10 protein-coding genes and 1 pseudogene are annotated in these 9,613 nt (G+C 67.5%); 4 read left to right on the forward strand and 7 right to left on the reverse strand.

Features of this window, described 5'->3' with window-relative positions:
- Nucleotides 1–491: pseudogene (locus tag AC1D12_RS15120) on the reverse strand (hypothetical protein); the annotation flags it as partial.
- A 161-nt stretch (nt 492–652) separates the two neighbouring features.
- On the opposite strand from AC1D12_RS15120, the gene trxA reads away from it, so the two are divergent.
- From trxA to AC1D12_RS15140, 4 genes are all read left to right on the forward strand, one after another.
- On the forward strand, nt 653–982 hold the full coding sequence (trxA, locus tag AC1D12_RS15125; RefSeq protein WP_047511552.1) for a thioredoxin TrxA: 330 nt from the start codon (nt 653–655) through the stop codon (nt 980–982).
- A gap of 279 nt (nt 983–1,261) precedes the next feature.
- A complete protein-coding gene (rho, locus tag AC1D12_RS15130) occupies nt 1,262–2,524 on the forward strand; it encodes a transcription termination factor Rho (RefSeq protein ID WP_477841259.1) in 1,263 nt (420 codons plus the stop codon).
- 103 nt (nt 2,525–2,627) lie between these two features.
- Nucleotides 2,628–2,888, forward strand: a complete 261-nt coding sequence (locus tag AC1D12_RS15135) for a type B 50S ribosomal protein L31 (RefSeq protein WP_047511548.1) — start codon at nt 2,628–2,630, stop codon at nt 2,886–2,888.
- A 124-nt stretch (nt 2,889–3,012) separates the two neighbouring features.
- The gene (locus tag AC1D12_RS15140) at nt 3,013–4,686 is read left to right on the forward strand and encodes an ArnT family glycosyltransferase (RefSeq protein ID WP_047511546.1); all 1,674 of its coding nucleotides are present in this window, start codon (nt 3,013–3,015) and stop codon (nt 4,684–4,686) included.
- Here AC1D12_RS15140 and phoR read toward each other — a convergent pair.
- The 6 genes from phoR to AC1D12_RS15170 form a co-directional block, all read right to left on the reverse strand.
- Nucleotides 4,683–6,056, reverse strand: a complete 1,374-nt coding sequence (phoR, locus tag AC1D12_RS15145; RefSeq protein WP_465113245.1) for a phosphate regulon sensor histidine kinase PhoR — start codon at nt 6,054–6,056, stop codon at nt 4,683–4,685. The genes AC1D12_RS15140 and phoR overlap by 4 nt on opposite strands.
- 28 nt (nt 6,057–6,084) lie before the next feature.
- Nucleotides 6,085–6,792, reverse strand: coding sequence for a phosphate regulon transcriptional regulator PhoB (gene phoB / locus AC1D12_RS15150; protein WP_047511542.1), 708 nt, complete (start codon nt 6,790–6,792; stop codon nt 6,085–6,087).
- A 28-nt stretch (nt 6,793–6,820) separates the two neighbouring features.
- A complete protein-coding gene (gene phoU, locus AC1D12_RS15155; protein WP_047511540.1) occupies nt 6,821–7,528 on the reverse strand; it encodes a phosphate signaling complex protein PhoU in 708 nt (235 codons plus the stop codon).
- 14 nt (nt 7,529–7,542) lie between these two features.
- The gene (gene pstB / locus AC1D12_RS15160) at nt 7,543–8,328 is read right to left on the reverse strand and encodes a phosphate ABC transporter ATP-binding protein PstB (protein ID WP_477841262.1); all 786 of its coding nucleotides are present in this window, start codon (nt 8,326–8,328) and stop codon (nt 7,543–7,545) included.
- A gap of 18 nt (nt 8,329–8,346) precedes the next feature.
- Nucleotides 8,347–9,210 (reverse strand): phosphate ABC transporter permease PstA, encoded by an 864-nt coding sequence (gene pstA / locus AC1D12_RS15165; RefSeq protein ID WP_477841264.1) that lies wholly within the window; start codon nt 9,208–9,210, stop codon nt 8,347–8,349.
- On the reverse strand, nt 9,207–9,613 hold a 407-nt coding region (locus AC1D12_RS15170), incomplete at its 5' end, for an ABC transporter permease subunit (RefSeq protein WP_477841266.1). The genes pstA and AC1D12_RS15170, both read right to left, overlap by 4 nt.

Consider the following 9,613-nt stretch of genomic DNA (forward strand, 5'->3'; position numbering starts at 1 on the left):
GCGATCTGGCGTTCGGTCAGCCCGGGGCCGTCGCCGGCGGCGAGCAGCGCGCGCGCGTGGCGCCAGTGGGCCTCGCGCGCCGAGGGCTCGATCGCCGCAGCCGAGCGCGCCAGCCCGTGGGCCAGCCGCACGAAGCCGGCCACCGCATCGTCGAAGGCGCGCGGATCGCTGCGGCCCCAGGCCTGCAGCCGGTCCTGGCTGCGCAACAGGCGCGCGGCAGCCAGCCGGTCGAGGTGCACGTCGAAGCTGATCTGGCCTTCGGCCGTGGCCGGCGGCGGCCCGAGGCGGTGCGCGAGCGTCTGCGTCGTCTCGATCTCCGGCATCCAGCCGCCGGCCTGCGCCCAGGCGGTGCGCGCCGCGGCCAGTTGCTGCGCGAACGGCAGCAGCACCACGCAGCCGCGCGCCTCGACGCCCTGCTGCGCCATCCAGCCGCGCAGCTGCGCGACGAGGCCCGGCCCGTCGAGCGCGGCGGCCGGCATGGTGGCGATCACGGGGGTTTCAAGGTCGGTCAAGGGGGCCAGGAGGGGGCGTTGCAGCTATCGAAGCCATAGCGGCCGTGAGGTCGGGGTGCGCCGCGTGCGCAGGGGCTTTGTGTCAGAATCATTGTGCCTTGCCACTCGCGACGGGTGGCACATGTCCAAGGACAAATCCCATGAGCAGCGAACTGATCAAGCACACCACCGACGCGTCGTTCGACAGCGACGTCCTGCAGGCGGACAAGCCCGTCCTGGTCGACTACTGGGCCGAGTGGTGCGGCCCCTGCAAGATGATCGCCCCGATCCTCGACGAAGTGTCGAAGGACTACAGCGGCCGCCTGCAGATCGCCAAGCTGAACGTCGACGACAACCGCGACGTGCCCGCCAAGTTCGGCATCCGCGGCATCCCGACCCTGATGCTGTTCAAGGGCGGCCAGCTCGCCGCCACCAAGGTCGGCGCACTTTCGAAGGCCCAGTTGACGGCCTTCCTCGACGGTCATCTATAATCCGCCGAATCGTGGTGGCCTCGGGCCCCGTTCTCCCCGGACGGACTGAAGCCACCACCTGAAGATTGCCACCTCGCCCAAAGCCGCCATCGGCCGCGGCGCGTAGGTCCGGCACAAAACTCCAGCGTTTCAAAACCCCAGCATTTCTGTCGTCGCGAGAGCGGTGCCAAGTTGTCCTGCAACCCGATGCCGGGTCGCTCGCGCCACTTGTCGCAGTGATCGAATCGGGTCCGGCTTCTCGGACCCTGCCTGCACTCTTTCCTTCCAGGGGCCCTGCCCATGCATTTGTCTGAACTGAAAGCGCTCCACGTCTCCGAGCTCATCAAGATGGGCGAGGCGCTGGAGATCGAGAACGTCGCCCGCATGCGCAAGCAGGAGCTGATGTTCGCGATCATGAAGAAGCGCGCGAAAGGCGGCGAGCAGGTGTTCGGCGACGGCGTGCTCGAAGTGCTGCCCRACGGCTTCGGCTTCCTGCGTGCCCCCGACGCGAGCTACATGGCCTCGACCGACGACATCTACCTGTCGCCGAGCCAGATCCGCCGCTTCAACCTGCACACCGGCGACGCCGTCGAAGGCGAGGTGCGGGTGCCGAAGGACGGCGAACGCTACTTCGCGCTCGTCAAGGTCGACCGGGTCAACGGCCTGACGCCCGAGGAGAGCAAGCACAAGATCATGTTCGAGAACTTGACGCCGCTGTTCCCGAAGGAACAGTTCAAGCTCGAACGCGACATCAAGAGCGAAGAGAACGTCACCAGCCGCATCATCGACCTGATCGCGCCGATCGGCAAAGGCCAGCGCGCGCTGCTCGTCGCCCAGCCCAAGACCGGCAAGACGGTGATGATGCAGCAGCTGGCGCATGCGCTGGTCGCGAACCATCCCGACATCTACCTGATCGTGCTGCTGGTCGACGAACGGCCGGAAGAAGTGACCGAGATGGTCCGCACGGTGCGCGGCGAGGTCATCAGCTCCACCTTCGACGAGCCGGCCGCGCGCCACGTGCAGGTCGCCGAGATGGTGATCGAGCGCGCGAAGCGCCTGGTCGAGATGCGCAAGGATGTGGTGATCCTGCTCGACTCGATCACCCGCCTGGCCCGCGCCTACAACAACGTGCTGCCTTCGTCCGGCAAGGTGCTGACCGGCGGCATGGACTCGAACGCGCTGCAGCGCCCGAAGCGCTTCTTCGGCGCGGCGCGCAATGTGGAAGAAGGCGGCTCGCTGACGATCATCGGCACCGCGCTGATCGACACCGGCAGCCGCATGGACGACCTGATCTACGAAGAGTTCAAGGGCACCGGCAACTGCGAGATCCACCTGGATCGCCGCATGGCCGAGAAGCGCGTCTACCCGTCGATCCTGATCAACAAGAGCGGCACGCGCCGTGAAGAGCTGCTGCTGCAGCCCGAGATCCTGCAGAAGACCTGGATCCTGCGGAAACTGCTGTACCCGATGGACGAGATCGAGGCGATGGAATTCATCCTCGACAAGATGAAATCCACGAAGAACAACCACGATTTCTTCGACATGATGCGTCGCGGCGGTTGATGCCTGCGCAGGCGACGCTATAATCCGCGGTTTTCCGCATTCCGGAAAGTGCGCCAAGTGGTTTGGCGTGGCTCCCGGTATCACAGCGCTGAAGAGGTTTCTCATGGCCAAAGAAGGCATCCACCCGAACTACCGCGACATCTGCTTCGTGGACCTGTCCAACGGTTTCAAGTTCGTCACGCGCTCGTGCGCCCAGACGAAGGAAACCATCAAGATGGAAGATGGCCGTGAGCTGCCGCTGATCAAGCTGGAAACCACCAGCGAATCGCACCCGTTCTACACCGGCACCCAGAAGAGCATCGACTCGCTGGGCGGTCGCGTCGAGAAGTTCCGCAACAAGTTTGCGCACCTGAAGGCGAAGTAAGCCGTCTCTCGACGAGACAAGCGAAGGCAGCCTGCGGGCTGCCTTTTTCATTGGCGCGCACGAACTTCGTGCACAAGTTGCTGCATCATCGTCGCCGTCCCGAGAACAGCCTGCGCCACTTTCCTTGAACTCGCCCACCCCTGCCCTCGTCACCCAGCGTGCCGCCCAGCGCCTGCCGCGCCTGGCCCTGCTGCTGTTCTGCGCGGCCTACCTGCTGCCCGGCCTGTTCGGGCGCGACCCGTGGAAGGCCGCCGACATGACGGCCTTCGGCTACATGGTCGACATCGCGCAGGGCAGCACCAGCTGGTGGTCGCCGACCGTCGCCGGCATCCCGAGCGATTCGGCGCTGCTGCCGTACTGGCTGGGCGCCGTCTTCATCAAGCTGCTCGGCGGCCTGCTCGGCCAGCCGCTCGCGGCCCGCATTCCGTTCACGATGCTGCTGGGCGTCACGCTGCTGCTGACCTGGTACAGCACCTACCATTTCGCGCGCACCGAGGCGGCGCAACCGGTGCCGTTCGCGTTCGGCGGCGAGGCGAGCCCGATCGACTATGCCCGCGCGATCGCCGACGGCGCCTTGCTCGCGCTGATCGCGAGCCTCGGCCTGCTGCAGCTCGGCCATGAGACCACGCCCGAGCTCGCGCAGCTGGCCAGCGTCTCGCTGTTCCTCTACGCACTGGCGGCCTGTCCGTTCCGCGGCTGGCAGAGCAAGGCGGCGGTGATGCTGGCGCTGCCGGCGCTGGCGGCCAGCGGCGCGCCGATGATCGGGGCGATGCTGGCCATCACCGGCGGCATCGTCTGCGGCCGCTCGAGCTACGAGCCGGCACGCCGCTTCACGCTGTGGATCGCTGCCGGCGGCGTGCTTGGGCTCATCGTCGCGACGCTGCTCGGTGCCTGGGGCTGGCGCCTCGACGGGTATGTCGAGGCGAGCGATTTCGTCAGCCTGGGCAAGCTCTTCGTCTGGTTCATGTGGCCGGGCTGGCTGCTGGCGTTCTGGACGCTGTGGCGCTGGCGCGCGCAGTGGCTGAACCGGCACATCACCGCGCCGCTCGGCTGCGTGCTGGTGAGCGTCGTGGCCTGCCTCGCGATGGGCGGCTCCGACCGCGCGCTGATGCTCGGCCTGCCGCCGCTCGCAGTGCTGGCGGCGTTCGCGCTGCCCACATTGCACCGCGGCACCTCGGCCGCGATGGACTGGTTCTCGGTGTTCTTCTTCAGCGTCTGGGCGCTCGCGATCTGGGTCGTCTATGCGTCGGTCTACACCGGCGTGCCGGCCAAGCCGGCCGCCAACGTCGCGCGGCTCGCACCGGGTTTCATCCCGAACTTCTCGCTGCTGGCGCTGCTGACCGCCATCGCCGCCACGCTGGCCTGGCTGTGGCTGGTGAAGTGGCGCACCGGGCGGCACCGCCATCCGCTGTGGAAGAGCCTGGTGCTGCCGGCCAGCGGCGTCGCGCTGTGCTGGTCGCTGCTGATGACGCTCGGGCTGCCGCTGTTCGACTACGCGCGCAGCTACCGGCCGCTGGTGACGCGCATTGCGCGCCATGTGCCGAGTGACGTGTGCATCGCAGCGCCCGGCCTCAGCCGCGCGCAGCTGGTGGCGCTGGAGTACTTCGGCGGCTACCGCGTCGACGCGACGCAGGCGCCCGACCGCACGCTGTGCGAGTTCCTGATCGTGATGGAGACCTTGCGCCGCCAGGCACCGGCCCCGCAGGGCTGGCAGCTGATCACGCGGGAATTGCGGCCGTCGGACAGCGACGAGGTGGCAGCGGTCTACCGCCGCACTGCCCCGCCGCAGAAGTCTTAGGTCGACGACATCGTCTGGTCGTTGATCAGAGGGGCTGCACGCCGCGGATCCGGCGCCGGTTCCAGGAAGCGCACGCGCGCCGCCGGCAGCACCAGGCAGAAGCGCGAGCCCTTGCCGATCTCGCTGTGGATGTCGAGCTCGCCGCCGTGCCGCTGCACCACGTGCTTGACGATCGACAGCCCGAGCCCGGTGCCGCCGGTGTCGCGCGAGCGGCTGCCGTCGACGCGGTAGAAGCGCTCGGTCAGCCGCGGCAGGTGCTCGCGCGCGATGCCCGGGCCGGTGTCGCTGACCGACACCTCGCCGGCCCCATCCTCGCGCACCCGCCAGTTCACCGCGATGCGCCCGCCTTCCGGCGTGTAGCGCACCGCATTCGTCACCAGGTTGCCGACCGCGCTCATCAGCTCGCTCTCGCTGCCGGCCAGCTGGGCCGCGTCGGCACCCGAGAAGCTCAGCTGGTGGCGCCCCATCGACAGCGCGCTCGCATCGGCCTGCGCCTGGCCGAACAGCTTGCTGACGGCCACCCAGCGGTCGCTCGGCGGGCGCGGGCTGCCTTCGAGCTGCGCGAGCGTCAGCAGGTCGGCCACCAGCGTCTGCATGCGCTGCGTCTGCTGCCCCATCAGCGTCAGCACGCGGCGCCGCTCGACCTCGGTCAGCGGCAGGTTGCTCATCGTCTCGATGAAGCCCGACAGCACCGTCAGCGGCGTGCGGATCTCGTGCGAGACGTTGGCGACGAAATCGCGCCGCATGCCCTCGGAGCGCTCGCGCTCGGTGATGTCGAGCGACAGCACCAGCTTCAGGCCGTCGCCATACGGCCGGATGTAGACCGACAAGGTGCCGCGGTTGCGCAGGTCGGGCACCGTCACCGCCTGCTCGAAGGCGCCTGCCTGCAGGTAGCTGACGAAGACCGGTGCGCGCAGGAGGTTGGTGATGCGCTGGCGCTTGTCGCGAACCGGGTCGAGCCCGAAGTGGTCGGCCGCCACCGAATTGCACCATTCGATCTGGTCGTTCTCGTCGAGCAGCAGCACGCCGTTCGGCGAAGCCTCGATGGCCGACAGGAAATGCGCCAGGCGCCCCTGCTCGCGGCTCACCGTGCGGTCGCGCGCCACCACGGCGCGCTCGATGCGGTAGCCCATCTCGCCCCAGAAGCCGGTATCGCGCGGCGCCGAGCCCTCGAGCGAGCCGCTGAGCCAGCGCATCAGCCGGTAGCCGCGCACCGCGTCGATCAGCGCGACCGCGCTCGCCCCCAGCAGCGTGCCGAGCCACAGGCCCACGAGCGGCGCATGCGCCATCTCGCCCAGCACATGGCCGAGCCCGCCGCCGACCGCCATCGCGAGGACGCCGGCCAGGAAGCGCGGCAGCAGCCAGTTCATCGCATCGGGTCCGTGTCAGGCCGGAGGTTCACGCGGACAGCGACTGCGACTGCACCTGCTGCGTCAGCCGGTAGCCGGCACCGCGCACGGTCTCGATCATCTGCGAGCAGTTGACCGGGTTCAGTGCCTCGCGCAGGCGCTTGACGTGCACGTCGACCGTGCGCTCCTCGATGAAGACATGGTCGCCCCACACGCGGTCGAGCAGCTGCGAGCGGCTGTGCACGCGCTCCGGGTGCGTCATGAAGAAATGCAGCAGGCGGAACTCGGTCGGGCCGACGCGAACCTCCTGCCCTTCGCGCGACACGCGGCGCGTCGCCGGATCGAGCTTCAGCGGGCCGACCTCGACCGCCGCGTCGAGCGCCTCGGGTGCCTTGCGGCGCAGCACCGCGCGGATGCGCGCCATCAGCTCGTGCGTCGAGAACGGCTTGGTCAGGTAGTCGTCGGCACCGGCGTCCAGGCCGGAGATCTTGTCGGATTCGGCGGCGCGCGCGGTCAGCATGATGATCGGCAGCTCGCGGGTGCGCGGCTGCGAGCGCCAGCGCTTCGCGAGCGTGATGCCGGATTCGCCGGGCAGCATCCAGTCGAGCACCACCAGGTCGGGCAGCACCCGGTCGACCTGCACCAGCGCCTCGTCGGCCGTCGCCGCCACCACCACCTCGTAGCCCGCATGGCGCAGGTTGATGGACATCAGCTCGGCGATTGCCGATTCGTCTTCGACCACCAGCACCTGGCTCATCGTTGGATCCCCTTTGCAGCAGTTCGCGTCATCGCACCATCGACTCGACGTTCTCAAGCGAGTTGTGGCGCACGTCGGTGCCCATCACCACGTAGATGATGACCTCGGCGAGGTTCTTCGCATGGTCGCCCACGCGCTCGATTGCCTTGGCCACGAACACCAGGTCGATGCTCGACGAGATGGTGCGCGGGTCTTCCATCATGTAGGTGATCAGCTTGCGCATCAGGCCGTCGAATTCCTGGTCGATCTGGTCGTCCTGCTTCAGCACCTCGAGGGCCTTCGCGGTGTCGAGCCGCGCGAAGGCGTCGAGCGCCTTGCGCAGCTGGGCCACCGCCAGCTCGGCCTCGAAGGCCAGGTCGTTGACCGGCAGGCGCAGCCGGCTCGACACGCCGGTGTTGATCAGCCGCTGCACGGTGCGCGCGATGCGGGCCGCCTCGTCGCCGACGCGCTCCAGGTTCGCGATGGTCTTCGAGATCGCGATCAGCAGGCGCAGGTCGCGCGCCGTCGGCTGGCGGCGGGCGATGATGCTCGACAGGTCGCGGTCGATCTCCATCTCCATCGCGTTCACGCGCTCTTCGTTGCGCAGCACGTCGCTCGCGATGTCGCCGCTGAAGTTGGTCAGCGCATAGACCGCCTGCGCGACCTGCGACTCGACCAGGCCGCCCATTTCGAGCACGCGTGTCGAGATGCCGCTGAGTTCGGTGTCGAACTGGGTGGAAAGGTGCTTGTCCGTCATGGTGATTCCTCCGCTCAACCGAACCGGCCGGTGATGTAGTCCTCAGTGTCTTTCTTCTTCGGCTTCATGAACAGGTCCGACGTGACGCCGAACTCGATCAGGTCGCCGAGGTACATGTAGGCGGTGTAGTCCGAGCAACGCGCCGCCTGTTGCATGTTGTGCGTGACGATGACGACGGTGTAGTCGTTCTTCAGCTCGTGGATCAGCTCCTCGATCTTGCCGGTGGAGATCGGGTCGAGTGCCGAGCACGGCTCGTCGAGCAGCAGCACCTCGGGCTTGATCGCGATGCCGCGCGCGATGCACAGCCGCTGCTGCTGGCCGCCGGAGAGGCCGGAGCCGCTCTGCGCCAGCTTGTCCTTCACCTCGTTCCAGAGCGCCGCCTTCTTGAGCGCCCATTCGACGCGCTCGTCCATCTCGACGCGCGGCAGCGTTTCGAACARCTTCACRCCRAASGCGATGTTGTCGTAGATCGACATCGGGAAMGGCGTSGGCTTCTGGAACACCATGCCGAYCTTGGCGCGCACCAGCGAGACATCCTGCTTGCTCTTCAGCASGTTCTCGCCGTCGAMCAKGATYTCRCCTTCGGCGCGCTGCTCGGGGTAGAGCTCRWACATGCGGTTGAAGGTGCGCAGCAGCGTCGACTTGCCGCAGCCCGACGGGCCGATGAAGGCGGTGACCTTCTTCTCGGGAATGTCGAGGTTGATGCGCTTCAGCGCATGGAAGCTGCCGTAATAGAAGTTGAGGTTGCGCACCGAGATCTTGGCCTTCTCGGTCACCGGGAGTTCGACTTTGACGTCCATGTCGTTCTTTCTGGTTCTCTAGTGCTTGTTGCGGAAGACCACGCGCGCAAAGATGTTCAGCGCGAGCACGCCGAGGGTGATCAGGAACACGCCGGCCCAGGCGAGCTTCTGCCAGTTCTCGTACGGGCTCATCGCGAACTTGAAGATCGTGACCGGCAGGTTGGCCATCGGCCCCGACAGGTTGCTCGACCAGAACTGGTTCGACAGCGCCGTGAACAGCAGCGGTGCGGTCTCGCCGGCGATGCGGGCGAAGGCGAGCAGCACGCCGGTCATCACGCCGGCGCGGGCCGCCTTCAGCGTGAYGCTGGWGATCACCTTCCACTTCGGCGTGCCGAGCGCGTAGGCCGCCTCGCGCAGCGCATGCGGGATCAGCGACAGCATGTTCTCGGTGGTGCGGATCACGACCGGGATCACGATCAGCGCCAGCGCCAGCACGCCGGCATAGCCGGAGTAGGTCWTGAAGCGCGCGACGATCACCGCGTAGATGAACAGGCCGATCACGATCGACGGCGCCGACAGCAGGATGTCGTTGATGAAGCGCGTGGTGCTGCCCAGCCAGGTCTTCTGCCCGTACTCGGCCAGGTAGATGCCCGCCAGCACACCGATCGGCGTTCCGACCAGCGTGGCCAGCGACACCATCACCAGCGAGCCGTACAGCGCATTGGCCAGCCCGCCGATCTCGGCCTGCGGGGCCGGCGTCATCTCGGTCAGCACCGTCCAGGTGAGGCCGCCGACGCCGAGCCGGAAGGTCTCGACCAGGATCCAGATCAGCCAGAACAGGCCGAAGGCCATCGCGGCCATCGACAGCGTGAGGGCCACCGCGTTGACACGGCGGCGGCTGCGCGCCTTGGCCAGGCGGCCGGCATCGATCACGGCGCTCATGAGCGACCCCCTTCACCCTTCTTGAGCTGCGCGAGCAGCAGCTTGGACATCGACAGCACCACGAAGGTGATGAAGAACAGCACCAGCGCGAGGTACAGCAGCGAGGCCTGGTGCAGGCCCTCGCTCGCCTCGGCGAACTCGTTGGCCAGCACCGAGGTGATGCTGTTGGCGGCCTCGAACAGCGACGGCCCGTTCAGCTGGTTCGCATTGCCGATCACGAAGGTGACCGCCATCGTCTCGCCGAGCGCGCGGCCCAGGCCCAGCATGATGCCGCCGATGACGCCGGTCTTGGTGTACGGCAGCACGACCTTGAAGACCACCTCCCAGGTGGTGGAGCCGAGCCCGTAGGCCGATTCCTTCAGCATCGCCGGCGTGACCTCGAACACGTCGCGCATCACCGCGG

Source organism: Rhizobacter sp. P1_G5, assembly GCF_056405435.1.

What these genes read in the sequence shown, in the direction of transcription:
- trxA (WP_047511552.1), top strand. Translation starts at nt 653, where the DNA reads ATGAGCAGCGAACTGATCAAGCACACCACCGACGCGTCGTTCGACAGC.
- phoB (WP_047511542.1), bottom strand. Translation starts at nt 6,792, where the DNA reads ATGAGCCAGGTGCTGGTGGTCGAAGACGAATCGGCAATCGCCGAGCTG.
- phoR (WP_465113245.1), bottom strand. Translation starts at nt 6,056, where the DNA reads ATGAACTGGCTGCTGCCGCGCTTCCTGGCCGGCGTCCTCGCGATGGCG.
- AC1D12_RS15135 (WP_047511548.1), top strand. Translation starts at nt 2,628, where the DNA reads ATGGCCAAAGAAGGCATCCACCCGAACTACCGCGACATCTGCTTCGTG.
- phoU (WP_047511540.1), bottom strand. Translation starts at nt 7,528, where the DNA reads ATGACGGACAAGCACCTTTCCACCCAGTTCGACACCGAACTCAGCGGC.